This is a genomic window from Ochrobactrum sp. SSR, assembly GCF_030067775.1.
GTDB classification, from domain to species: domain Bacteria; phylum Pseudomonadota; class Alphaproteobacteria; order Rhizobiales; family Rhizobiaceae; genus Brucella; species Brucella teleogrylli.
This window is the reverse complement of record NZ_CP125971.1, coordinates 150,569-173,407: the sequence shown is the minus strand read 5'-3', so window position 1 is coordinate 173,407 and position 22,839 is coordinate 150,569. Positions and strand designations below refer to the sequence as shown.

Sequence of the window (22,839 nt, the reverse complement as noted above, 5' to 3'; positions counted from 1 at the left end):
GTAGGCAGAACGGAAATTGCCCGCTCAGGGCTGAACTTCGAAAATGGCGTCGACTTCGACAGCAAATCCGCGTGGCAGAGAGCCTACTCCCAATGCCGTGCGGGCATGTCGCCCTTTCTCGCCTAGAATTTCGACCAGAAGATCGGAGGCGCCATCGATAACGGCGGGATGGTCTTTGAAGCTGGGCACGGCATTTACAAAGCCGCGCACCTGCAAACAGGCCGAAATGCGGTCGAGATCGCCATCAACGGCCATTGAGGCGCGTGCCAGAAGATTGAGCGCGCAGACACGCGCTGCCTGATACGCCTCCGCTATATCCATAGTGTCGCCGACGACGCCCAGATAACGGTCAACGCCATTGACGCGCGGCACCTGTCCGGAAATGTAGAGTGTGCTTCCACTCAACCGAAACGGAACATAGGTTCCGCTCGGGGCCGTCACACTGGGCAGGGCAAGGCCCAACTCCGCCAGTCTGGAAGAAACGATTCCCATCTCGAATTCCCCTGTTTTTGTTCGCCTGTTCTGCAATTGCTGTAGCATGGAACTACCTGCAACTGCGTAGTGATAATATCACATGGCGTCTTGTTGTGATGTTAGGTTTGCTGAAATAATATCACTTGTCAAGAATGAATCTCGGGCGTCTATTTTGGTAAAAAAGCGATTGATACTGGACATTACGATATGGAAAACAGCATGTTGACCAATCTTTGAACGAATTCAGAGGGCTGTCCTAAGTGGCTGAGTATCTACTTTTGTCGAGGCATTTTGTTCCGATAGTGCCTGTTAGGCGCTCCACGGGGCACCAGATTGAGTGGCACAGCGAAGCGTGATTTTAAGTGATATTATCACTGATATGATGATAGTATCTTGTCTTGAGCGTGCTTACCGCGTATCACCATGGAAAGACGATATTTTCACCGGGGTAGCCTCATATTGAAAACACTGACTGCGCGAACGATTGAGAGCCTCAAGACACTGATCGGTGACGGTACGCTTCAGGTCGGCGACAAGTTGCCGACCCTTGTCGAACTTGGGGACAAGCTTGGTGTCAGCCGCACGGTTATCCGGGAAGCTGTGGCGGCTCTGCGCTCTGACGGATTGTTGGAAGCAAAGCACGGGGTCGGAATATTCATTCGCGATCCCGGAAAGGCAGCATCTCCCGTTTCAGACGATTCCATGCTGGAGCCGTTGGCGCGGCTTTCGCTTCCATTTATGGATTTGCTTGAGTTGCGTATGGCTTTTGAAGTCCATGCCGCCGGATTGGCCGCACAGCGCCGGTCATGGGCGCAGGAAGCAAACATGTGGGATGCGCTGAAGCAGTTCGAGGCTTCTATTGAAAATGAAGAAGCGCTGGATGAACTGGACTTCATTTTCCACCGGTCCATATCGGAAGCAACCAATAATCTGGCGTTTATCGAGTTTTTCAGCGTCATGAGCCTGAAAATACTGCCACAGCCAGCATTTTCGCGGGATCTGAACCCCTCACTTATCACGCCTGATTATATCCAGAACACGGTCATCGAGCATCGCGCGATTTGTGAAGCGATCAGCGCCGGAAATGCAGAGCAGGCACGTGAAGCGATGCAGGCACATCTCAATCGCAGCCATCAGCGCTATCGCGGATTCAACGGCGCTTTTGGCTCGCCGTTGAGTAATATTGTGGATAGCTGAAACCTATTCAGTAAGCGCTATCGACTGACGGATTAAGGTCGCTACCTTCAACATTCGGGCGGTGAGGGCGGTACAACCGGTTGTTCGAAAGTGCGCTGCAACTGACCCCAGCCCGGATCGTGCATATGGGCGTCCAGTCCGGCTCTGGCAACCAGCGCACGCGCCTCTGCTTCACCGAAGGCAAGCGCCTCGTGCATATCAGCAGTTAGGACCACGCCGTCCTGCATGATAATCTTGCCATCGACGATGACGGTATCAACATCGCTGCCAAGAACCTGATGAACCAGCCGATGGACGGGCATCCAATTGGGTGTCAGATGCGGTTTGCGCATATCGATGACCGCGATATCCGCTTTCTTGCCAGTTTCAAGAGAACCGATCTCATGATCCATACCAATCGCACGCGCTGCGTCGATGGTGATCATCTCGAACACTTTGCCGGGCGGCAGAAGGTATCGGTCGTGATTGTGCAATATGTGCTGGGTCGATTGCGCGATCCGCGCGACCTGCAGCATATCGAAATGGCGGCTCGGCGCTGCGCCATCGGACGAAATAGCGACAGGCACGCCCCGCGCCAGCATCTGCATAATCGGCGTGGAACGTCCGGGCGGCGCATGGGTGACGTGGGTGGCCGTTTCGGCGAGGATATCAATTTCCTCATGAGAGATGCCCCAGCAGTGCTGCAAATGCACGTCAGGACCCAGCAGCGTGTTTTCCTTATCTTGATAAGCCATCCGAATTTGCCCGGCAAAGGCATCCGAATGGATGCGCACACCCCATTTGCGTGCCGTTTCGCGAATACGACGCGCTTGCATCCGGTCGTTCTGCGTCAGACTGACCGCGAAATCCGGTGTGGAAGCGTTAGAAGGCTCGACCGAAGGGACGATTGTGAAAGGCGTCAGAAAAACCTTAATGCGGCCCTCGGCTGTTCCGTTAAGGCTTTCGACGGTTGCTTCAGCGCCCTCAATCATTTCTTCGAATGAAACAGTGTGACGCACAGGCTTGCCGCTCTCCCATCGCGTCACCGATTGCGGCCAGGGTAGTCCAGCGGGGCCAACGCAGATGATCTCGCGCAGACCGAGTTCCGCATAGGCGCGCGCGTGATTGGCTGCAAAGACCGGATCGTCACTGCGCGGCATGGAGGTGATGATGCTGGCAGAGGTTGTTACGCCTGCGCGCAGTCGCTCCAGACCGGAAACGAGACCATCTGCGTACCAGTAATCGCGCGTTACATAATGATAATAGGTTGGCGTGACGATCCGCATCCAGAGTGAATTGGTGTCGGCGGCAATGCTGCGTATCAGCGCGTGACCAGCGTGGCCGTGCGCGTCGATGAGGCCCGGAATGAGCATCTTGCCACGGCAGTCGATTGCATTCTTGTCAGTATGGCGAGGAGCGAGGTCCTGCGATGTGCCAATATCGACAATTCTGTCGTTCTCGATTGCTACAGCTCCATCTTCGATGATCCGCCGTGTTTTATCGACTGTCACGACAGTCCCGTAAAGCAGCAGCAATCCAGTCATATCTTCCCCTTTTTATGTCCAAGACGACAGCGTTTGACACTGTGCGGTCTCATATCGATGTGTCGATGTTTTTGAACTTAATTGGCGACAATATCGTTGACAATAAAAGAATGGATTAAGATACTGCGACGAAATTCAGTCCAACAATCTTATCGTTATAGATGAGGGGAAAAGCATGTCGCGTTTAAATAGGTTTTTTATATCGGCCTTGACGGCAGCTGCTATTGCGGCGCCGGCGCTGGCCAGTTCTGCCGACGCGGCTACGTTACGTTGGGGCAGTCGTGCGGATATCTACTCGCTCGATCCAGATTCTGTTCCGTCCACATCCAATCTGGCTTTCCTGAACCACATTTACGAAGGTCTGATCCGTTACGGCCCGAACTTCGAGATCGAGCCTGCGCTGGCTACCGAATGGAAGCTGGTCGATAACAAGTTCTGGCGTTTTACCCTTCGCAAGGGCGTGAAGTTCCACAACGGCGCAGATTTTACGGCTGATGACGTTGTGGCCTCGATGAACCGTGTCTCCGACCCGACATCACCTCTGCGCGGCAATATTCCGCTGTATGTTGGTGTCAAGAAAGTGGACGATTCCACGGTGGATATCGAGGTTTCGGCACCGTCGGCGCTGTTCCTCAATGACATGACCAATATTTTCATGTTCAACGCGAAGTGGCTGAAGGAAAATGACGCCGAAAAGCCGACCGATATCGCGTCCAAGACCGAGAATTATGCTACGCATAACACCAACGGCACGGGCCCGTTCAAGCTCGACAGCCGTGTACCTGATTCAAAGACGGTTCTGATCGTCAATGATCAATGGTGGGACCAGAAAAAGCACAATCTGGATCGCATCGAATACATTCCGATTTCTTCGGCTGCAACACGCGTTGCGGCGCTTCTCTCTAATGAAATTGACCTGGTCGATTCAGCACCCATTCAGGATATTCCGCGTCTGGAATCGACGCCGGGCATCAAGGTCGACAAACGCACCGAGCTGCGCACGGTGTTTATCGGCTTTAACGGCAAGGAGAAGCTTGAGGATGGGCGTCCGAACCCGTTTCTCGATGTCCGCGTGCGTCAGGCCGTCGAGGCAAGTATCGATCGTGATCTCATCAACAAGAAAATCATGCGCGGTCTGGCGCGTCCTTCCGGTTCGCTGATTGCGCCGGAAATCGCAGGCTATTCGAAAGCGCTCGACACTTATCAGCCAGCCGATCCCAAGCTCGCACAAAAGCTGCTTGAAGATGCTGGTCAGAAAGGCCTGACTTTCAACTATCTTTGCATGAATGATGAGAGCATCAACGAGGAAGATATCTGCTCGGGCATCGCCAATATGATGAAACGTGGCGGGTTCGAACCGTCCATCGATATGGGGCCGCGTGCCGTTCAGCAGCCCAAGCGCACCAATGGCAAGGCTGATATGTTCAATCTGAGCTGGGCCAATGAGCCGACGCTCGATGCCTATTCGTTGCTTTCGCAGGTGCTTTCCACACGCAGCGGTTCGACCGGCGTATCCAACTATGGTGGCTGGTCTTATCCTGAACTCGATGAGCTGATGAAAAAAGCGGCGCAGGAGCCGGATACGGCGAAGCGCTTGGCGCTGGAAGAACAGGCGCTGAAAGTTGCCAAGGACAAGGCTATTCTGATCCCGCTTCATCAGCAGCCTATCGCTTGGGGCATGCTGGACAAGGTCAAGAGCGTGGATTTCCGGGCCGATAACAAGCCGCGTCATTGGCACACGCAAATGGCCGAGTAAGGCCAGCAAAGCGAAAACCGAAAAGCGCTTCACCTTGGTGAGGCGCTTTTTTTATGTGGTGCACAATCTGGTGATGCGACAACACTCATTCAAAAGCCGCACTTTGATTGCTGCTCAGAAATGTGGCAGCGCCTGACCAATTGTAGAGCATAGTTGTCGACAAATAGGTTATTGAAACCCAGAAAATTGTCTACAATTACGTTGACAACCTTATATCGACTGGCAATACTCCATTTCGTGATCTGGGAGGCAGGTCACCCCAAAAAAGGAGAAATCAGTATTACCCGCCTGCATGGCGTGAGCAGACACTGAAACGCAGCACCGAAACGGATGCGGCGATGCATGAAAACAGACCTCCAAAAAAGGAGGCGCAAATTTCCAGAAGCGGAGCAAAATCTATGTTAAGAAAACTTGGCCTCGCGGCCACAATGCTGGCTGGGCTGACTTTGGCTGGCCACGCCGAAACGCTCAAATGGGGCGCTGCGCGCGATATCTATTCGCTTGATCCCTATTCTTATGGCGACAGCTATACACTGTCCTTCCTCAATCACATCTATGAAGGCCTCGTGCGCTACGACGCCGAGCTGAAGATCGAGCCTGCCCTTGCTGAATCCTGGGAAAATGTTTCCGAGACGGTTTGGCGCTTTCATCTGCGCAAGGGCGTCAAGTTTCATGATGGCGCTGATTTCAATGCCGACGATGTGCTCGCTTCGTTGAAGCGCGTGAGCGATCCGGTTTCGCCGCTGCGTGGTAATTTGCCTGCCTACAAGTCCTCAAAGAAAGTGGACGACTACACAATCGATATCGAGTTGAGCGGCCCTTATCCGCTGCTCCTCAACGACCTCACCAATATTCACATCTTCGATGCGGGCTGGCTGAAGACCAATAATTCGGAAAAGCCGACTGACGTTGGTGCCAAGATTGAAGGTTATGCAACCTACCACACCAATGGTACGGGTCCGTTCAAGCTGGAAAGCCGCGTACCGGATTCCAAAACCATTCTGGTTAAGAACCCGGACTGGTGGGACAAAACGTCGAAATCAAACATCGACCGCATCGAGTTCAATCCGATCACTTCGGCTGCGACACGCGTGGCGGCGCTCCTCTCTGGAGAAGTCAATTTTACGGAAAGTGCGCCATCGCAGGATTTGCCGCGCCTTCAGGCACAGCCTGACCTGAAGGTCATGGAACGTACCGATTTGCGTACAGTCATGATGGGTTTCAATCGCAAGCCGAAGCTCGATAATGGATCGGAAAATAAATTCAACGATTTGCGTGTGCGTCAGGCTTTCGCACATGCGCTTGATCGTGATTTGATACAGAAGCGCATCATGCGCGGCAAGTCGCGCACGGCAGGTGCGGTGGTTGCGCCGGAAATTCCGGGCTACACGCCGGAACTGGATACCACTCTGGCCTATGATCCGGCCTTGTCCAAGAAGCTTCTGGCCGAGGCTGGCGCCACGGATTTTCCGTTCACACTGGTTTGTACAACTGATGCCTATGTGAACGAGGAAGAACTGTGCCAGGGGCTCGTGAACATGCTGAGCCGGGGCGGTTTCAAGCCGCAGCTTGATATTGCACCAACGGCTGCGCAGGCACCGAAACGCACGGGCGGCAAGGCCGATGTCTATATCATAGGCTGGGCGACAGAGCCCATGCTCGACAGCTATTCCATTCTGTTGCAAATGATTGAAACCAAGACAGACAATGCTGGTGTTTTCAACTGGGGTGGCTGGAGCTATCCGGAAATCGACAAGCTGATCATTGAGGCATCCACGGAGATGGATCGCAGCAAGCGGCTAGCGTTGCAGACAAAGGCCTTGCAAATGGTCAAGGACGAGATCGTCATGTTGCCGCTGCATCAACAGCCGATGGCGTGGGTCATGTCGAATAAGATTGATCATATCGTCCAGTTGCCAGACAACAAGCCGCGTCACTGGCTGACGCATTTTGCCGAATAGTCTCATCAAGACGCTCCGGGGCACGCCGTTCCGGAGCGTCCTGTTCCCAAGGAATTCACATGCTGGTTTTTATCATCAAGCGTCTGGCCAATGCCATCATGGTCATGCTGGCTGTTGCCTTGCTGGCCTTTTTGATCTTTCGTCTGGCGGGCGACCCCGTCGAGATGATGGCCAACGAACAGATGACACAGGCCGACCGCGATAATCTGCGTGAGCGTCTGGGGCTTAACGATGGCCTGATGACACAATATACCCGGTTCGTGGTGAACGCCGCTCAGGGCAATTTCGGCATTTCCTATCGCAATGGTCAGGATGTGCTTGGCCTTATCGCCGAGCGGTTTCCGGCAACACTGGAACTGGTGCTGGTGGCCACCTTGATCTCGTTGTTGCTTGGCCTTCCCCTTGGCGTACTAACAGCAATTAAACGTGGCAAATGGTATACGGAGGGATTGCAGTTTCTCTCCATTGTCGGTGTTTCGCTGCCAAGTTTTGTGGTCGGTATACTGCTCATTCTGGTTTTTTCGGTCACGCTTGGCTGGTTCCCGGCATTCGGACGGGGTGATGTCGTACAGCTTGGCTGGTGGTCCACGGGATTGTTGACGCATTCCGGTCGTATCGCGATTTTGCTACCGGCCATTGCGCTCTCGCTTTATCAAGTCACGCTTGTCATGCGTCTGGTTCGCGCAGAAATGTTGGAAGTGCTACGTTCGGACTACGTGAAATTCGCCCGTGCCCGCGGTATTCCGCGCTGGCGTATCTATTTCCGTCATGCGCTTCGCAACTGCCTTATGCCGGTTGTGACGATGACAGCGATGAATGTCGGTTCGCTGATCGCCTTCGCGCTGATCACCGAAACCGTGTTTCAATGGCCGGGCATGGGCATGTTGTTCATTCAGGCCGTTACCTTCCTCGATATCCCGGTCATGGCAGCCTATCTCTGCATCATTTCCTTCATCTTCGTTGTACTCAACACTTTCGTGGACATTGCCTATGCGGTGATTGATCCACGCCTGCGCACGGCGCGTTGAGTTGCCCATGGAACCGATTGTGGAGTCAAAGCCGATGAGCACCCCAACCACGCAAACCACTACCATCTCCCGCCCGTCGGTTGTACAGCGGATTCGTAAAAGCGACTTGTGGTGGTCGTTCACACACAGCAAGACCGCAATGATCAGCGCAGCACTGCTCGCAATCCTGATCTTGACGGCATTGTTTGCACCCCTCATTGCACCGCAAAACCCCTATGATGGCGCTGCACTCGATATGTGGAAAGCAGAGCTGCCGCCTATCTGGGAAGACGGCGGCGAATGGCCCTTCCTGCTGGGCACCGACACGCAAGGGCGCGATATGCTGTCAGCCATTCTTTATGGCACGCGCATTTCCATCGTTATCGGCATCGCTTCCGTTGTGCTTTCCTTGATCATCGGCATGAGTGCCGGTTTGGTCTCAGGTTATTTCGGCGGTTTTATCGACAATCTACTGATGCGCATCGGCGATATCACGCTGTCGATCCCGACCATTCTAGTCGCCATTCTGGTTTCAACCGTCGTGCGACAGATGTTGCCTGTCAGCCTGCGCGAGGTCGGAGCATCCGCGGTTCTCATTCTGGCCATCGCGCTCTCCGCATGGGTGCAATATGCCCGTACTGTCCGCGCTCAGGCCATCGTTGAAACCGGCAAGGATTATGTATCCGCCGCCCGTCTGATCGGCGTTCCAGCGCGCCGCATTATGGCGCGGCATATCCTGCCGAACACGCTGACCCCAATCATGGTGGCGGCCACGCTTAATTTCGGCATGGCCATTCTTACCGAAGCCACGCTGTCCTTCCTCGGCATCGGCATGCCGCCGAGCCAGCCTTCTCTCGGGACACTGATCCGTATCGGCAACCAGTTCCTGTTTTCCGGTTCCTGGTGGATCGTGCTCTTCCCCGTCATTCAGCTCTGCCTGCTGGTCGTGGCCGTCAATATGCTTGGCGACTGGCTGCGCGATGCTCTCAATCCGAAACTGAGGTAATATTGATGAACAATCTTTTGCTCCGCAATGTGCGCCCTATGGCTGGCGATACGTGCGATGTTTTGATCAAGGATGGGAAGATTGCGGGTTTCGGACGGTTCGAGGCAGAGCCGGGCATGGCCATCGAAGATGGTGGTAATGCAATCATGGCGCCCGGCCTGATTGATGCGCATACGCATCTCGACAAGACGACCTGGGGCATGCCCTGGCATGTCAATAATCGTGCCGCGATTCTGCGTGAACGTATTGATTTCGAGCGCGAGCACCGGCTGGAAATCGGCCTTGATCCGCATCGCCAGTCGATGCGTCATGCCATCGGTCTTGCTGCCCATGGCGCAACGCATATCCGCAGCCATGTCGATATCGACCCCACTCATGGATTGTCATTGGTCGAAGGCGTCTGGGCAACACGCGAGAAGCTGAAAGGCATCATCGATATCGAGATCGTTGCATTCCCGCAGTCGGGTCTGATGGTCATGCCTGGTACGGAAGAATTGCTCGATGAGGCCTTGCGTCAGGGTTGTGAAGTTCTGGGTGGTATTGATCCATGCGGTATTGATCGCGACCCAAAGGGTCAGCTCGATATTCTGTTCGCGCTCGCACTCAAGCACGGCGTACCGATTGATATTCATCTGCATGAGACCGGCGATCTTGGCGCGTTCACGATGGAACTCATCTTTGAGCGCATTCGCGCCAACGGTATGGGAGGGAAGGTGGCGATCAGCCATGCTTTCGCGCTCGGCATGAATGATTATTTGCGCGTCGGCCAGTTGATCGAACAGATCGCGGCTCTGGATGTCGCAATTCTGACGACCGGCGCGCCATCGGCCACGGTGCCGTCGATCAAGCGCCTGAAGGAAGCGGGCGTGCGCATTGGTGGTGGTTGTGATGGCATTCGCGACACCTGGGGACCTTGGGGCCAGCCGGATATGCTAGACCGTGCCAAGATCATTGGCATGAAAAACGGCGTCCGCTCGGACCATGATCTGGAACATCTCCTGTACATCGTCTCTCAAGGCGGCGCGGATGTGATGCGTCTTGAAAACTATGGTCTCGATGTGGGCTGCAATGCCGACTTCACCCTTTTGACGGGTGAAACACTGGCCCATGCCGTGGTGGATATCGCGCCGCGCCCTCTGGTGGTCAAAAACGGTCGCGTCACTGCACGCAACGGCGTTGCTGTGGTGGAGATGCCGTGATGAACAACGCTATGGACACATTAACCCTCGGTCAGCGACCTGATGGACGGACTCTGATTACTGCCAGTTGGGTGGTTGGGCACAAGGATGGCGGCCATACGCTTTTGCGCAATGGTGAAGTCGTTTTTGAACACGGCGAGATTGTCTTTGTTGGACATGGCTTCACCGGAGAACTGGCGCGCCGCATCGATTTCGGCAATGCGCTAATCTCGCCGGGTCTCATTGATCTTGATGCCTTGTCGGACCTCGACACCACCATTCTTGGCATAGACAACCATCCCGGTTGGGCCAAGGGTCGCGTCTGGCCACGGTCTTATGTCGAGGCTGGCCCTTATGAGATGTACAGTCAGGACGAGCTGGCTTTTCAAAAGCGCTTTGCGTTCGGCCAACTCCTGTTGAACGGGATCACCACGGCAGCACCCATCGCCTCTCTATTCTATCGAGAATGGGGCGAAACAGTTGCCGAGTTCGATGCTGCTGCCGAGGCGGCTGGTGAACTGGGGCTACGCGTTTACCTCAGCCCTGCTTACCGTTCCGGCGGTATGGTTCTGGAAGAACCGGGAAAGATTATTCCGGTTTTCGACGAAGAGCGTGGTTTTCAGGGGCTGAAAGACGCCATTGCCTATATCGAGCGCCAGAATGGGCGTCACGGCGATCTGGTGCGCGGTATGTTAGCCCCGGATCGAGTCGAGACTTCGACACTTGGATTGTTGCAACGCACTGATGCAGCGGCGCGCGATCTTGGCTGCAAGTTCCGTCTCCATATGGCTCAAGGCACGATGGAAGTCGATACTGTGCGGATGCTGCATGGCTCGACTGCTCCGGTCTGGCTTGCGAAACATGGTCTGCTCAGCGAGCGGATGATTGCACCTCACGCGACGAACGCAACGGATGAAGATCTGGGCCTCTATGCGGCCAATGGCGTTTCCATTGTGCATTGTCCGCTGGTATCGGCACGCAGCGGTTCGATCCTCAAATCCTTCTCCGCTTGCCGCAAGCGGGGGATCAATATTGCCATGGGCACAGATACCACGCCGCCAGATATGCTCATGAATTTGCTGACGGGCCTTATCGCTGGCCGCATCGCCGATGGTGCGCCGGATCGTTTGCGGTCAGCCGATCTTTTTGACGCCGCGACCATTGGTGGCGCAAAAGCACTCGGACGCGGTGATCTCGGTCACCTCTCACCGGGTGCGAGAGCGGATATAGCGATCTTCGATCTCGACGATACCATCATGGCCGCGACAGTTGACCCCATCACGACCATTGTCACAGGCGGTTCGGGCAAGATCACGCGTGCGGTCTTTGTCGATGGCCGCGCTTCCATGATTAATCGAAAGCTTGCGGGGTTGGATATGGAACAAGCTCGTCGTCAGGCACAGGCCCAGTTCGACGGACTTATCGCCAAATATCCCGAGCGCAGCTGGAACCATCCTCCTGTCGCGGAAATCTTCCCTTCCAGCTATCCGATAGAAGGTGACTTCAATGCATGACATGCAAGAACCAGTCATTGAAGTGCGCAATCTGCGCGTGGATTTTCCAGGGCGTCATGGCACGGTTACCGCTCTGTCAGATGTCAGCCTGTCGATCCGGCCCGGTGAAATCCTTGGTGTTGTGGGTGAATCCGGTGCTGGCAAGTCGATGACCGGTCTGGCCATTCAGGGCCTGCTGGAAGCGCCGGGGCATATCGCCGACGGTGAAGTGTGGCTTGGCAAGCGCCGGATAGACACACTGGATGACCGCGCCATGGAGAAAATTCGCGGACGTGAAATCGGCGCGATCTTTCAGGATCCGCTCACCTCGCTCAATCCGCTGTTCACGGTGGGCGCGCAGCTTGTCGAAACGATCCGGCGGCATCTTGGTCTTGGCAAAGCTCAGGCGCGTGAACGGGCTATCCAGTTGTTGCGCGATGTTGGCATTCCTTCGCCGGAGGACCGCGTCAACCAGTATCCGCATCAGTTCTCGGGCGGTATGCGGCAGCGCGTGGTAATTGCACTTGCACTTGCCGCTTCCCCTAAGCTCGTCATTGCCGATGAACCGACGACGGCGCTGGACGTATCGATCCAGGCACAGATCATTTCGCTCCTGCGGAAACTCTGCAAGGAAAAGCAAACCGCCGTTATGCTCGTTACGCACGATATGGGCGTGATTGCCGAAGCCGCTGATCGCATTGCCGTAATGTATGCGGGGCGACTGATTGAGATCGGGCCTGTCGAACAGGTTCTGCATAAGCCGCGTCACCCCTATACACAGGGCTTGATGGCCTCGATCCCGTCGCTTGGTGCGCGCGTGGACAAGCTGAATCAGATCGATGGCTCAATGCCGCGTCTTGACGCTATTCCCAAGGGCTGCGCTTTCAATCCGCGTTGCAAGGTGGCGGTGCCACGCTGTCTTGAGGAGCGCCCCGAACTCAACCTTATCAGTCAAAACCCCAACCTTGGCGCTAGCGCTTGTTGGCTCAACGCAGGAGGCAGCGTATGACGAACTCGTCGAAAGAAACTGCGGCTTTGACCGTCGAGCGTCTGGTCAAGACATTTGATGTCTCTGCTCCATGGCTCAACAGAGTGATAGAGCGCAAGCCGCGTCAGTACCTCCAGGCTGTCAACGATATCAGCTTTACGGTGCCAGCAGGTGGTTGTCTGAGCATCGTTGGTGAAAGTGGATGCGGAAAGTCAACCGTGGCCCGACTGGTCACCGGATTGCATGGTGCGACAAGCGGCCAAATGCGGTTTGCGCCCGGCAAAAGTGGTGCGCCATTGACGGCGCAGATGATATTTCAGGACCCTTATGCCTCGCTCAATCCTCGTTGGCGCGTCAAGAACATCATCGCTGAACCATTGCGGGAATTGAAACTGCGCAAAACAGCGGCGGAAGTCACCGAGCGCGTGGAGGAACTTCTGCGTACTGTCGGGCTTTCACCCTCCGACGGCGAAAAGTTTCCGCATGAGTTTTCCGGTGGGCAACGGCAGCGCATTTCAATTGCGCGTGCCTTGGCGAGCGAGCCTGAGTTTCTTGTTTGCGACGAGCCGACTTCGGCGCTGGACGTTTCGGTGCAGGCGCAGGTGCTCAATCTTATGCGCCGCTTGCAGGATGAGCTGGGCCTGACCTACCTCTTCATCAGCCATGATATGAGCGTCGTTCGCCACATGTCCGATCGCATCGCGGTCATGTATCTGGGGCGGATTGTTGAAGAGGGCAATACGGAAGAACTCTTCGCGCAGCCGCGTCATCCCTATACGCAGCTTTTGTTGCAGACGATCCCCAACATTGAATCTCCCAATCGCAACCGCACACTGGCAAGCGGTGAAGTTCCAAGCCCGCTGAAACCGCCTTCGGGTTGCACATTCCATCCGCGGTGTCCGTTTGCGGTGGCGCGCTGTGCGCAAGAAGCGCCGAAGATGCAGACTTTGTCGAATGGCACACGCGTCGCCTGTCATCTGGTGGAAGAGGCCGCAGCAGCTGCCTGATATAGGTAGGGTGTTCAGGCACCGCATTGGGCTACTGTTGCACGTTTAAAGCAGGTGCCGAGATCTGCGGATAAGTGCTCCAGTCGGGATTAAAGCGGGTTGTTAAATTGTCGACAATATGAAATATTATTGTAGATAATAAATCAGGTTCTGGGGACGTGATGGAATTCGATTTTGAAGAGTTGGACCCTCAAAGCCGTTACAGGCTTCTGACGAATTTCATCGGTCCACGACCGATAGCACTTGTGACAACCCGTTCACCAGCAGGCCATAGCAATGCCGCGCCGATGAGTTTCTTCAACGTGTTTTCGCACGACCCGGCCATTGTCGTTCTGGGCATTCAACCACGTCTTTCCGGTGAGGAGAAGGACACGCTGGCGAATATCCGTCGCACTGGCGAGTTCGCAATCAGCATGATCGACATGGCATTGTCGGAACAGATGCTGATCTGCGGATTGGGTTTCGACAGCGAGGTCGATGAGCTTGAGATGGCGGGGCTGTCAGCGACACCCTGCCAGAAAATCGATGTCTCTTTTGCTGAGCAGGCACCTTGCACCTTCGAGTGCCGTGTCGAACGTGTGATCGATTATCCGCGTCGCGCGCTTATCCTGGGTGAGGTGGTGCATATGCACGTTCGTCGCAATTGTCTGGATGCCGACGGCCACTACGTCGATCCCGAATTCTATCAACCGATTGCCCGGCTTCACGCCGACAATTACATCACTTCAGATCGTCAGTTCGTTTTGAAGGCACCGCCCATCGCCGATTTCGTGAAGCCGGAAAACTAGGCCAGAACGACGGTTCTTCGAGAATTTTTACCATGCACATTCATCTGATCAATCCTAACTCAACAACGTCTATGACAGAGCAAGCTCTTGATAGTGCTCTGCTCGTCAAACACAGCAGCACCACGGTCTCAGCCTCAAATCCTGCCGACACGCCTGTCAGCATTGAAGGCGGAACCGACGAAGCACTGGCTGTGCCGGGCATGCTTGCGGAAATCCGAAAAGGTGAAGCGCAAGGTGTGGACGCCTATGTGATCGCCTGCTTTGACGATCCCGGCCTGCATGCGGCGCGAGAGATCGCGAAGGGTCCGGTACTGGGTATTTGTCAGGCGGCGGTACAGGTGGCTATGACGATCAGCCGGCGCTTTTCAATTATCACGACCTTGCCGCGGTCGGTTCCGATCATCGAAGATCTGGTCAGTGATTACGGCGCAGATCGTCATTGCAGAAAAGTGCGTGCGATCAATTTGCCGGTACTCGGCTTGGAAGATGATCCTGCGGAAGCAGAACGGCTTTTGATCAACGAGATCGAACTCGCCAAACGCGAAGATCGGGCGGAGGCGATCATTCTCGGCTGCGCGGGCATGACGTCCTTGTGCGACCGGTTGCGGGATGCAACGGGCGTTCCGGTGATCGACGGCGTTGCGGCGGCGGTGAAGCTTGCCGAAGCTTTGGTCGGAGCGGGCTACGCGACTTCGAAGGTGAACACCTATGACTATCCGCGTGTGAAGACGGGCAATACGAACGCCATCTGCGGAATATGTGCCTGAAATAGAAGCATCACGATGTATTGTTGACAATTTTGTAGGCGCTTTGCGGTTGCAATAGTTGACTTTTTCGGTCGCATCACGCTTCCTGAATCGGAACGGGAGCAAGACCATGACTGATCAGACAGGTGTCTCGACGCAGCAGATTGTTGAGAAAGTATGGCTATCCATTGCCGAGCGCCGTCTGCGTCCGGGGGTGCAGCTTAAAGAAGAGCAGATGGCGACGATTTTTCACGTCAGCCGTGCGCGTATCCGTCAGGCGCTTGCCGCGCTTGAACGGGAAGGGCTTGTCACGATTATTCCCAATCGCGGCGCTTTTGTTTGCAAGCCGACCGTGGAAGAAGCGCGGGATGTGTTCTTCGTACGCCGGACTGTTGAGCGTTGTGTGGTCGAGCGCCTTGGGCGTTCTCCGTCAAAGGACAAGATCAAGATTTTGCGCGAACATGTTGCGAAAGAACGTGTCGCCAACAAGAACAATGTCACGACCGATATTATCAAGCTGTCAGGTGGTTTTCATCTGCTGCTGGCCGAATTGACGGGGTCTGATTTTCTGTTCACAACGATGCGCGATCTCATTTCGCGCACCTCTCTCATCACGGCTGTCTACCGCAATACCAACCGCTTCAACTGCGGGCCTGATGAACACGCGGAGATTGTAGAAGCGATTCTGCATGGCGACGTCACAAAGGCCGCCGATCTGATGGCACACCACCTTGAACATGTGGAATCCGAGCTCGACCTGCGGGAAATCAATGATCTCTCCCATGATTTGAGTGCCGCACTTGCTTAAATGGGAGTGAACGGATAACGGGCGATATTCTTTTTCGTCCGAAGCCGTTGTGATTGATGGCGGATACGCCATTACTAAAATATTTCAATGAGTTGTTAGCAAAGTAAGCCAACCGGTTATTGCCCGTTTGTTTGTTTTTGTACCGTCTGCCTATTGCGCACACGGCGATTACTCGACCAAAAGCGGAACAAGTTTCGGGTGAAAACGTAAGTTTCATCCCCATAGCAAAGAAATCCACCCACAATCTTGACATATGTCATAAGTTGGAATTAGCTTAGTTAAAATTGAGCAGATGTCGCTTCGAGGAGACCCTTGTGAGGGTGGAGCACATCGAGCTTGGGAGGAAATATTTGTGACTGGATTGTACACTGCAATCTTCGATTGTATGATCGCGTGCGGCTGTGTTTCAGGCGGAGCATCTGCCTGTCTGTGGTTGGGCGTGGAACAGAAACTGACTTCTGCCTTGCAGGGTTCTTCGCCTGAACTGGTGAAGTCTCTATGAGCTACGAGTTCAGTTTCAGCTTCCTCAGCCAGTATTGGCCGCTGCTGCTCAAAGGTACTTTGGCGACGATCCAAATGTCCCTGATTGTCACGGCGCTGGGCTTCGTGCTGGGCACGATCTGTGCGGTTGCCAGCATCAGCAAATACAAGTTCCTGCGCATTCTCGTGGCGATCTATGTCGAGGCGATCCGCAATACACCTCTGCTCGTGCAGCTGTTTCTGGTCTATTTCGGACTGTCTTCCATGGGCGTCAAATTTTCCGCCCAGACCTCGGCGCTAATCGGCCTGACCATCAATGTTGGCGCTTACTCCAGCGAGATCATTCGCGCGGGCTTGCAGGCCATTCACCCCGGCCAGCTGGAAGCTGCTGACACACTGGGACTGTCCCGGCTGCAAATGCTTGCAGGGATTATGCTGCCGCCAGCACTTGAGAAGGTTTATCCCGCTCTCGTCAGTCAGTATGTGCTGTTGATGCTGGCAACAAGTGTTGCATCGCAGATATCGGCTGAAGAGCTGACCGGAGCTGCGTCCAGAATCCAGTCGATGACCTTTCGTTCTTTCGAAGTCTATCTCGTCATTCTGGTGATTTATCTCGTTCTTTCCCTATTGATGCGGGGACTGTTCAAGCTTCTGGGGTTGGCGTTGTTTCCACGCAAACGCCGTCTTGGCACCAATCTTTAGGAGGTCGGGATGTTTACGAATTTCTCCTGGATTCACATCGAAGTTCTGCTTCAAGGCTTGGTCTGGACAGTTCTGCTTTCGATCATCGCCTTCATATTCGGCGGCCTGCTTGGCTTTGCCGTGGCGCTGGCTGGAATAGCAAAGAACAAGGCTTTGGTTGCTCTGGTCGATGGTTATACCGTTCTGGTGCAGGGCACACCGGTTCTGATCCTGATGTTCATCGTTTACTTCGGTTTGCCGGTCTTCGGCATTGAAGTTTCGTCACTTTTTGCGGCCAGCGTTGCGATGACGATCTTCGCGAGCGCCTTCCTTGGCGCCATCTGGCGAGGTAGTCTGCAATCCGTGCCACGCACGCAGTGGGAAGCATCCGATTGTCTGGCCTTGACTGGATTGCAGGGGTTGTTCCTCGTCATCATGCCCCAGGCTATTCGCATCGCAACGCCGCCAACAGTCGGCTTCATGGTCCAGATCGTCAAGAACACGTCGCTCGCATCGATCATCGGCATGGCCGAGATGACCTATATTGGCAAGGAAATCAACGCTTCGACGTTCCAGCCCTTCACGACCTATCTCGTGATCGCATTCTTCTACTTTTGCATTTGCTTCCCGCTCTCAGCGGCCAGCCGGAAATTCGAGAGGATGTACAGTGTCAGCCGTCGTTAAGTTTGTTGACGTTCATAAAAGCTATGGCTCGCTGCCGGTGCTCAGAGGTATCAATCTCGAAATTGAGAAGGGACAGGTTGTTGCTCTGATCGGACGAAGCGGTTCCGGCAAAAGCACAGCGCTTCGCTGTGTCGACCGGCTCGAAACCGTCAACAGCGGGGATATCTGGGTTTGCGATCATCGTGTCAGTGATCCCAATATCAATCTGCGCGCGCTCCGACAGGATGTTGGCATTGTCTTTCAAAGCTACAACCTCTTCCCGCATCTGACGGTTGAACAAAATATCACTCTGGCGCTGCGCTGGGTCAAGAAACTGACAAGACCCGCCGCGCGCGAAATAGCCGAGACGGTTTTGCGGCAGGTTGGACTGGCGGAAAAGATAGATTCCTATCCCGAGCAATTGTCCGGCGGACAACAGCAACGTGTAGCCATTGCCCGATCACTCGCGATGAAGCCGAAGGTCATGCTGTTCGACGAGGTCACTTCGGCGCTGGACCCTGAACTGACCGGAGAAGTGCTGAAGGTCATCGAAGATCTGGCGCGGGGTGGCATGACGATGCTGCTCGTCACCCACGAAATGGATTTTGCCCTGCGCGTGGCAGACAGAATTGTCTTCATGCATCAGGGCCAGATTTGCGAACAGGGCGAGCCGACAATTTTGGCAAATCCGCAAACACCTGAATTGCGCAGCTTCGTTGGCGCGCATCACTGAAAATCCGATCATAAGCATGTGGTGTCGATGAGGAGCGACATCATCAACAACAGGAGGAGGAAATATGACTATTCTGAACAAGAGAAGATTTCTGGCAATAATGGGACTTGGCATCGGTATGGCGGCCATGATGCCCCAGACCTCTTTTGCCGATCAACTGGATACGATCCGCCAGAAAGGCAAACTGCAGGTCGCCATTGATCTTGGCAACCCGCCCTATGCGATGCGCGATGCACAGTTCCAGCCGACCGGCTCGGAAGTCGAAACAGCGAAGCTGTTGGCCAAGGACCTGGGCGTGGATGTGGAGTTCCTGACGGTTCCAACCTCGGGTCGCATTCCGTTTCTTGTCTCCGGCAAGGCTGATTTGGCGGTGTCCACGCTTTCAATAACAAAGGAGCGGCTGGAGGTTGTTGATTTCAGCATTCCCTATGCTGAAACCGCAATTGTCGTTGCAGCACCCAAAGAAGCAAAAGTGAAATCCTATGCGGATCTAACCGATGCATCGGTTGCGGTCACGCGCGGTACGGTCAACGACACCAATCTGACGGAAAAGACGGCGGATGTTGCCGGCGTGCAGATCGTGCGGTTTGAGGATGATCCAACATCGAGTGCGGCAGTCACCAGCGGCCAGATTGCAATTTATGCAACGTCCCGCCCGCTTCTGACGGAATTGATCAAGGCCAACCCCAAGCTCGACCTCGAAGAAAAGTTTGTCGCCAAGGCTTACCCGCTGGGTATTGCACTCCGCAAGAACGAGCCGAAGCTCAAGGAATGGATCGACGCGTGGATCAAGACCAATCTCGACAACGGCAAGCTGATCGACATTTACGAAAAATATCACGGCGCTCGTCTGGACCCGCAGAAACTGCTGGCCAGTGACTTGCCTCGGTCGTGACACAACTGCCGTGGCGGGGCTGTGAAAGACACAACCCGCCACAGTGCTGGTCTGAATACTGATGGAACGGAACCTTGCTCTTGAGAACTTGGACGACCCCGAAGCCAGCAGATTGGAGCGCATCCCGAAAAGCATGAAACAGCTTTCGGAAAAGATGCGCGTTAAAACAAACATTTAGAGCGCCGATCTGATCCGGTCAGATCGAAACGAGCTCTAAGGTGCAGGAATGAAATTATGACAGACAAGTTCAGTGTGAGAGACAAGATCGCCATTGTAACAGGCGGGTTGGGGCAGCTCGGAACCCAGTTCAGCAAGTCGCTTGCCGAAGCTGGCGCCAAGGTGGCGATCTTCAGCCGCCGGGCAATCGACGCTGCCGATCTCGAAGCGAAGTTTCCGGGCTTGACGAAGAACATTCGCGTTTATGTCGCGAGTGTTACGGACAAGGCCAGCCTTGAGCAGGCAACCGAACAGCTCATCGCCGATTGGGGTGTGCCGCATATTCTGGTCAATAATGCTGGCATTGATTCAAAGCCGTCTGGCTCTGCCGACCAGAACAGCCCTTTTGAAATTTACCCGCAGAAATACTGGAACGAGATCATCGAGACCAATCTGACGGGTGTGATGCTGTGCTGTCAGGTCATCGGCTCGAAGATGGCCGACGCCAGACGCGGCAGCATCATCAATGTCGGTTCGATCTACGGCATCGTGTCGCCCAATCAGGCGCTCTATGCATATCGCGAAGCACGAGATGGCGAGCCGTTCATCAAGGCCGTCTCCTATGCGGCTTCCAAATCCGGTCTTGTCAACTTGACCCGCTATCTTGGCACCTATTGGGGAACCAAAAATGTCCGAGTAAACCTGATTTCGTTCGGTGGCGTGAAAACCGCAAACTTTGACAAGGAATTTGTGGATGCGTTTCTCGAACGCGTTCCGATGAACCGACAAGCAGAGATCGATGAATATAATGGCGTGATACAGTTTCTGGCATCCGATGCCTCGTCCTATATGACAGGTTCGAATGTCGTTGTGGATGGAGGCTTTACGGCATGGTGACAGAACAGGCAGACAATCGATATCTGACGAGGCGCGCGTTACCTGATCGTGACAAGCTGCACGTCTCGGTCGTTGAGGCGCTGGAAGCTCAGATACTTTCCGGCAAGCTCAAGATTGGCGATCGTCTGCCTGCCGAAGCCGCAATGGCGCGTGAATTCAATGTAAGCACGCGATCTGTTCGTGAAGCGCTTCAAATTCTCGAAACAAAGGGGCTCGTTCGCCGCAAACACGGTGAAAGAGCGCTTGTTGTGCGTGACGATGTCGGAGAATTTCTCGGTTCGCTTGCAACGACTGTCAAACAACTCTTTGCCAATAATTCCGACTATCTCGTCCAACTCATGGATGTGCGCCGGATCATTGAGACGGAAGTCGTGACGCGACTGAGTTCGGAAGACCTGGTGATGACGGCGGAAGTTGACGAGGCGCTTGCCAGTATGAGGGCTGCAGCTGACGCCAATGACATGGCCCGTTTTACCGACAGCGATGCCGCTTTTCATCTTGGGCTCGTGCATTCCGTGGGCAACGAGATCCTCAATGTCGTCTATGACAATCTTTTCTCGATCATCATCGATGTCATCCGGGTTACGAGCCGTGTGCCCAACAAATCGCTGGAAGACGGGTTTGCCGAGCATGAGGAAATTTACAACCTCATTAAGGCCAGAGAACCAGATATCGCCCGGCAAGCCATTCGCAGACAGATCGACGAAAGTTCGCGCTATCTCAAGGTCGCACTGGACAATTCAAATCTACAGAACAAGGTTAAAACCAAATGAGCAACTTCGATTATTCCGATACAGACTGGGCGTCGATCGAGCGTCTTTCGAAATGGTATTCCGGTGATGTCCATGACAGTCTGGAACAACTCGGCGGGTGGGGTTATCTGGACGGAATTTCGTTACAGGGCGAATTGAAGCCGGGTGAAGTGGTTTGCGGTCCCGCAGTCACGGTGCAGTTTGCGCCAAGCGAACGACGCAATCAGCCGCAGGATGTCTATCACAATGCCATCGACAACGCGCCAAAGGGCGGTATTGTTGTCGTTGATGCGTCCTGCGCGCAGGGTTCCTGCTCGGGAGAGCTGATGAGCACAGGCGCGAAAACGCGGGGCGCGGCTGCCACGATCGTCAACGGAACGGTGCGTGATATCGCGCAGGTTCGCCATCTTGGCTATCCGCTTTTCGGTCGCGCGCGGTCTCCGGTTTCGGTATCCGGCAAGATGGAACCGAAGCTCTCGCAAGTTCCAATCGAAATCGCCGGCGTGAAGATCATGCCGGGCGACGTCATCTTCGCGGATATCGATGGCGTTGTCGTCATCCCTAAGGCCATGGTTGCTGCCGTCGCGGATCAGGCCGACAAGTTGGGCGCAAACGAAGCTTCGGCCCGTGACCGTATTCTAGGTGGTGAAAAGCTCCAGTCAGTGTGGCCGGTGGAGTCGAAATACGGCGCCTGATCAAGCGGCTTCTTGACATAAAAAAGGCCGCCCTTGAGGCGGCCTTTCAACAGTATCGCTGACGAATCGATTACGGTGTCACGTCGAAACCGAACCACTTCTCAGAAAGACGCTTGATGGTGCCATCGGCCTTAGCGGCTTCAATGGCTTCATTGAACATCTTCTGAAGTTCAGGTTCGTTCTTGCGAAGACCAACGGCGACGCCGCGACCCAGAATGCCGCCCTTAAAGAAGGGACCGGTCATGACAATATCTTCATTGCCGGGCTTTTTGGCAGCATCGCTCAGATAAGCCAATGAAGCGACGACAAGATCGACGCGGCCCGACTTGAGGTCGAGGTCGTGCTGATCGGTGGTCTTGTATTCACGAATATCGGCAGAATCCTTGAAATACTTGTCGAGCAGCGAGAGGCCGAGCGAGGCAGTCTGTACACCGATTGTGCGGCCCTTGATTTCAGCCTTGACGTCGTCAATCGCCTTCTGAGCGGCAGCTTCGTCCTTGGCCAGATAGAGCGTTTCGCCCGTATGTGGTAGCTTTGCGAATGGGCTATCCTTCAGCGTGGCGAAGGTCTGCGGGGTCAAGCCATAAGAGACGGAAAAGTCGATGGTTTCTTCGCGCTTCGGCGTAGCGGTAAGGCCAGCCATGATCGCGTCGAACTTGCCTGCATTCAAGGCCGGGATGATGCCGTCGAAAGGCTGTGCAATCATGGTGCACTCAACCTTCATGCGGGCGCAGAGGTCTTTGCTCAGTTCGATTTCATAACCGTCCAGCGTACCGTCTGGCTTGGTGAAATTATATGGACGGAACGCGCCTTCGGTCGCGATGGTGAGCTTGGTCCACTTCTTCTCTTCGGCATGGGCCGAAGCAGCGGTCACAACGAGGGCCGAAACGAGAAGGGCTTTGAATAATCCCTTGGTCTTCATCTTAATTACCTTACTGCAGTTAAGTGCTGAGCG

At 54.6% G+C, this 22,839-nt stretch carries 22 protein-coding genes; 19 read left to right on the top strand and 3 right to left on the bottom strand.

Annotated elements, in window-relative coordinates:
• Positions 1 to 24: 24 nt before the first annotated feature.
• Positions 25 to 492, bottom strand: a complete 468-nt coding sequence (locus tag QLQ11_RS18255) for a RidA family protein (protein WP_283735265.1) — start codon at positions 490 to 492, stop codon at positions 25 to 27.
• Between the two features lie 441 nt (positions 493 to 933).
• Here QLQ11_RS18255 and QLQ11_RS18250 point away from each other — a divergent pair, with 441 nt between their 5' ends.
• Complete coding sequence (locus QLQ11_RS18250; RefSeq protein ID WP_109366038.1) at positions 934 to 1,671, top strand: FadR/GntR family transcriptional regulator; 738 nt, start codon at positions 934 to 936, stop codon at positions 1,669 to 1,671.
• Positions 1,672 to 1,718: 47 nt separating this feature from the next.
• On the opposite strand, the gene QLQ11_RS18245 is transcribed toward QLQ11_RS18250, so the two are convergent.
• Positions 1,719 to 3,194 carry an amidohydrolase family protein gene (locus QLQ11_RS18245; protein WP_283735266.1) on the bottom strand — a complete coding sequence of 492 codons (1,476 nt, stop codon included), beginning with the start codon at positions 3,192 to 3,194 and terminating at the stop codon, positions 1,719 to 1,721.
• A 175-nt stretch (positions 3,195 to 3,369) separates the two neighbouring features.
• On the opposite strand from QLQ11_RS18245, the gene QLQ11_RS18240 reads away from it, so the two are divergent.
• The 18 genes from QLQ11_RS18240 (at position 3,370) to QLQ11_RS18155 (ending at position 21,884) form a co-directional block, all read left to right on the top strand.
• Positions 3,370 to 4,950: an ABC transporter substrate-binding protein gene (locus QLQ11_RS18240; RefSeq protein WP_283735267.1), complete on the top strand. Its 1,581-nt coding sequence runs from the start codon at positions 3,370 to 3,372 to the stop codon at positions 4,948 to 4,950.
• Between the two features lie 398 nt (positions 4,951 to 5,348).
• Positions 5,349 to 6,911, top strand: a complete 1,563-nt coding sequence (locus tag QLQ11_RS18235; RefSeq protein ID WP_283735268.1) for an ABC transporter substrate-binding protein — start codon at positions 5,349 to 5,351, stop codon at positions 6,909 to 6,911.
• Between the two features lie 59 nt (positions 6,912 to 6,970).
• Entirely contained in the window at positions 6,971 to 7,939 is a 969-nt protein-coding gene (locus QLQ11_RS18230; protein ID WP_078337171.1) for an ABC transporter permease, read from the top strand.
• 34 nt (positions 7,940 to 7,973) lie between these two features.
• Positions 7,974 to 8,924: an ABC transporter permease gene (locus tag QLQ11_RS18225; protein WP_283735269.1), complete on the top strand. Its 951-nt coding sequence runs from the start codon at positions 7,974 to 7,976 to the stop codon at positions 8,922 to 8,924.
• A 5-nt stretch (positions 8,925 to 8,929) separates the two neighbouring features.
• The gene (locus QLQ11_RS18220; RefSeq protein ID WP_283735270.1) at positions 8,930 to 10,123 is read left to right on the top strand and encodes an amidohydrolase family protein; all 1,194 of its coding nucleotides are present in this window, start codon (positions 8,930 to 8,932) and stop codon (positions 10,121 to 10,123) included.
• Entirely contained in the window at positions 10,123 to 11,616 is a 1,494-nt protein-coding gene (locus QLQ11_RS18215; RefSeq protein ID WP_283735271.1) for an amidohydrolase family protein, read from the top strand. Before QLQ11_RS18220 ends, QLQ11_RS18215 begins: the two co-directional genes overlap by 1 nt.
• Complete coding sequence (locus tag QLQ11_RS18210) at positions 11,609 to 12,604, top strand: ABC transporter ATP-binding protein (RefSeq protein ID WP_283735272.1); 996 nt, start codon at positions 11,609 to 11,611, stop codon at positions 12,602 to 12,604. Before QLQ11_RS18215 ends, QLQ11_RS18210 begins: the two co-directional genes overlap by 8 nt.
• Positions 12,601 to 13,590, top strand: coding sequence for an ABC transporter ATP-binding protein (locus tag QLQ11_RS18205; protein ID WP_283735273.1), 990 nt, complete (start codon positions 12,601 to 12,603; stop codon positions 13,588 to 13,590). The genes QLQ11_RS18210 and QLQ11_RS18205 overlap by 4 nt, the downstream gene beginning before the upstream one ends.
• Before the next feature lie 161 nt (positions 13,591 to 13,751).
• Positions 13,752 to 14,378 (top strand): flavin reductase family protein, encoded by a 627-nt coding sequence (locus QLQ11_RS18200; RefSeq protein WP_121537986.1) that lies wholly within the window; start codon positions 13,752 to 13,754, stop codon positions 14,376 to 14,378.
• Between the two features lie 32 nt (positions 14,379 to 14,410).
• A complete protein-coding gene (locus QLQ11_RS18195) occupies positions 14,411 to 15,145 on the top strand; it encodes an aspartate/glutamate racemase family protein (protein WP_283735274.1) in 735 nt (244 codons plus the stop codon).
• 109 nt (positions 15,146 to 15,254) lie between these two features.
• Entirely contained in the window at positions 15,255 to 15,932 is a 678-nt protein-coding gene (locus tag QLQ11_RS18190; RefSeq protein WP_078337166.1) for a GntR family transcriptional regulator, read from the top strand.
• Positions 15,933 to 16,430: 498 nt separating this feature from the next.
• Positions 16,431 to 17,114: an amino acid ABC transporter permease gene (locus QLQ11_RS18185; RefSeq protein ID WP_109366028.1), complete on the top strand. Its 684-nt coding sequence runs from the start codon at positions 16,431 to 16,433 to the stop codon at positions 17,112 to 17,114.
• 9 nt (positions 17,115 to 17,123) lie between these two features.
• Positions 17,124 to 17,777 carry an amino acid ABC transporter permease gene (locus QLQ11_RS18180; protein WP_121537842.1) on the top strand — a complete coding sequence of 218 codons (654 nt, stop codon included), beginning with the start codon at positions 17,124 to 17,126 and terminating at the stop codon, positions 17,775 to 17,777.
• Positions 17,761 to 18,489 carry an amino acid ABC transporter ATP-binding protein gene (locus QLQ11_RS18175; RefSeq protein ID WP_121537844.1) on the top strand — a complete coding sequence of 243 codons (729 nt, stop codon included), beginning with the start codon at positions 17,761 to 17,763 and terminating at the stop codon, positions 18,487 to 18,489. Before QLQ11_RS18180 ends, QLQ11_RS18175 begins: the two co-directional genes overlap by 17 nt.
• Positions 18,490 to 18,553: 64 nt before the next feature.
• Positions 18,554 to 19,384 carry a transporter substrate-binding domain-containing protein gene (locus tag QLQ11_RS18170; RefSeq protein WP_283735275.1) on the top strand — a complete coding sequence of 277 codons (831 nt, stop codon included), beginning with the start codon at positions 18,554 to 18,556 and terminating at the stop codon, positions 19,382 to 19,384.
• Between the two features lie 234 nt (positions 19,385 to 19,618).
• Positions 19,619 to 20,437 carry an SDR family oxidoreductase gene (locus QLQ11_RS18165; RefSeq protein ID WP_121537848.1) on the top strand — a complete coding sequence of 273 codons (819 nt, stop codon included), beginning with the start codon at positions 19,619 to 19,621 and terminating at the stop codon, positions 20,435 to 20,437.
• Positions 20,431 to 21,210 carry a FadR/GntR family transcriptional regulator gene (locus QLQ11_RS18160; protein WP_283735277.1) on the top strand — a complete coding sequence of 260 codons (780 nt, stop codon included), beginning with the start codon at positions 20,431 to 20,433 and terminating at the stop codon, positions 21,208 to 21,210. The genes QLQ11_RS18165 and QLQ11_RS18160 overlap by 7 nt, the downstream gene beginning before the upstream one ends.
• The gene (locus QLQ11_RS18155; protein ID WP_140025261.1) at positions 21,207 to 21,884 is read left to right on the top strand and encodes an RraA family protein; all 678 of its coding nucleotides are present in this window, start codon (positions 21,207 to 21,209) and stop codon (positions 21,882 to 21,884) included. The genes QLQ11_RS18160 and QLQ11_RS18155 overlap by 4 nt, the downstream gene beginning before the upstream one ends.
• A 70-nt stretch (positions 21,885 to 21,954) precedes the next feature.
• Here the strand turns inward: QLQ11_RS18155 and QLQ11_RS18150 are convergent, their stop codons facing one another.
• Positions 21,955 to 22,806, bottom strand: a complete 852-nt coding sequence (locus QLQ11_RS18150; RefSeq protein WP_283735278.1) for a transporter substrate-binding domain-containing protein — start codon at positions 22,804 to 22,806, stop codon at positions 21,955 to 21,957.
• Between the last annotated feature and the right edge of the window lie 33 nt (positions 22,807 to 22,839).

Bases quoted from the DNA above. Each gene is read 5' to 3' on its own strand.
- QLQ11_RS18255 (WP_283735265.1), bottom strand. From the start codon at position 492: ATGGGAATCGTTTCTTCCAGACTGGCGGAGTTGGGCCTTGCCCTGCCC.
- QLQ11_RS18245 (WP_283735266.1), bottom strand. From the start codon at position 3,194: ATGACTGGATTGCTGCTGCTTTACGGGACTGTCGTGACAGTCGATAAA.
- QLQ11_RS18240 (WP_283735267.1), top strand. From the start codon at position 3,370: ATGTCGCGTTTAAATAGGTTTTTTATATCGGCCTTGACGGCAGCTGCT.
- QLQ11_RS18235 (WP_283735268.1), top strand. From the start codon at position 5,349: ATGTTAAGAAAACTTGGCCTCGCGGCCACAATGCTGGCTGGGCTGACT.
- QLQ11_RS18230 (WP_078337171.1), top strand. From the start codon at position 6,971: ATGCTGGTTTTTATCATCAAGCGTCTGGCCAATGCCATCATGGTCATG.
- QLQ11_RS18225 (WP_283735269.1), top strand. From the start codon at position 7,974: ATGAGCACCCCAACCACGCAAACCACTACCATCTCCCGCCCGTCGGTT.
- QLQ11_RS18220 (WP_283735270.1), top strand. From the start codon at position 8,930: ATGAACAATCTTTTGCTCCGCAATGTGCGCCCTATGGCTGGCGATACG.
- QLQ11_RS18215 (WP_283735271.1), top strand. From the start codon at position 10,123: ATGAACAACGCTATGGACACATTAACCCTCGGTCAGCGACCTGATGGA.
- QLQ11_RS18210 (WP_283735272.1), top strand. From the start codon at position 11,609: ATGCATGACATGCAAGAACCAGTCATTGAAGTGCGCAATCTGCGCGTG.
- QLQ11_RS18205 (WP_283735273.1), top strand. From the start codon at position 12,601: ATGACGAACTCGTCGAAAGAAACTGCGGCTTTGACCGTCGAGCGTCTG.
- QLQ11_RS18200 (WP_121537986.1), top strand. From the start codon at position 13,752: ATGGAATTCGATTTTGAAGAGTTGGACCCTCAAAGCCGTTACAGGCTT.
- QLQ11_RS18195 (WP_283735274.1), top strand. From the start codon at position 14,411: ATGCACATTCATCTGATCAATCCTAACTCAACAACGTCTATGACAGAG.
- QLQ11_RS18190 (WP_078337166.1), top strand. From the start codon at position 15,255: ATGACTGATCAGACAGGTGTCTCGACGCAGCAGATTGTTGAGAAAGTA.
- QLQ11_RS18185 (WP_109366028.1), top strand. From the start codon at position 16,431: ATGAGCTACGAGTTCAGTTTCAGCTTCCTCAGCCAGTATTGGCCGCTG.
- QLQ11_RS18180 (WP_121537842.1), top strand. From the start codon at position 17,124: ATGTTTACGAATTTCTCCTGGATTCACATCGAAGTTCTGCTTCAAGGC.
- QLQ11_RS18170 (WP_283735275.1), top strand. From the start codon at position 18,554: ATGACTATTCTGAACAAGAGAAGATTTCTGGCAATAATGGGACTTGGC.
- QLQ11_RS18165 (WP_121537848.1), top strand. From the start codon at position 19,619: ATGACAGACAAGTTCAGTGTGAGAGACAAGATCGCCATTGTAACAGGC.
- QLQ11_RS18160 (WP_283735277.1), top strand. From the start codon at position 20,431: ATGGTGACAGAACAGGCAGACAATCGATATCTGACGAGGCGCGCGTTA.
- QLQ11_RS18155 (WP_140025261.1), top strand. From the start codon at position 21,207: ATGAGCAACTTCGATTATTCCGATACAGACTGGGCGTCGATCGAGCGT.
- QLQ11_RS18150 (WP_283735278.1), bottom strand. From the start codon at position 22,806: ATGAAGACCAAGGGATTATTCAAAGCCCTTCTCGTTTCGGCCCTCGTT.